General features: G+C 52.8%; 1 protein-coding gene and 1 pseudogene. Both read left to right on the top strand.

Going from position 1 to position 335, the window contains the following annotated elements; translation table 11 throughout:
* A pseudogene (locus ALO43_RS30435) lies at window positions 1–173 on the top strand (L-dopachrome tautomerase-related protein); the annotation flags it as partial.
* Window positions 174–199: 26 nt separating this feature from the next.
* The coding region (locus ALO43_RS22840; protein WP_217999789.1) for a putative quinol monooxygenase at window positions 200–335 on the top strand (136 nt) is incomplete at its 3' end.

Raw genomic sequence — 335 nt, 5'->3', positions numbered from 1 at the left:
ATCCTCGCATGCTGTGGCCTGATACGTTGTCTATCGGTCCGGATGGCTACCTGTATTTCATCGTCAACCAATTGCACCGTCAGGCCGGTTTCAATTCGGGCCACGACAAGCGTGCAAAACCTTATAGCCTGCTACGCGTGAAAGTCGACGCTGCGCCTGCCCCCACTCATTGATCGAATTGAATACCGGAGCATTGATAATGAATACACCTGCAAAGCCGTTGGCCTTGATCGCCGTTCTGAAAGCCGTTGCCGGCAAAGAGTCTGCATTGAAAGAAGCATTATCAGCACTGGTGGAGCCCTCCCGATCAGAGCCGGGCAATATCGAGTACACAC

Source organism: Pseudomonas tremae (assembly GCF_001401155.1).
In the GTDB taxonomy this organism is placed as follows: Bacteria; Pseudomonadota; Gammaproteobacteria; order Pseudomonadales; family Pseudomonadaceae; genus Aquipseudomonas; species Aquipseudomonas tremae.
The sequence above is the reverse complement of the archived record's forward strand: the minus strand, read 5'-3'. Positions and strand labels throughout refer to the sequence as shown.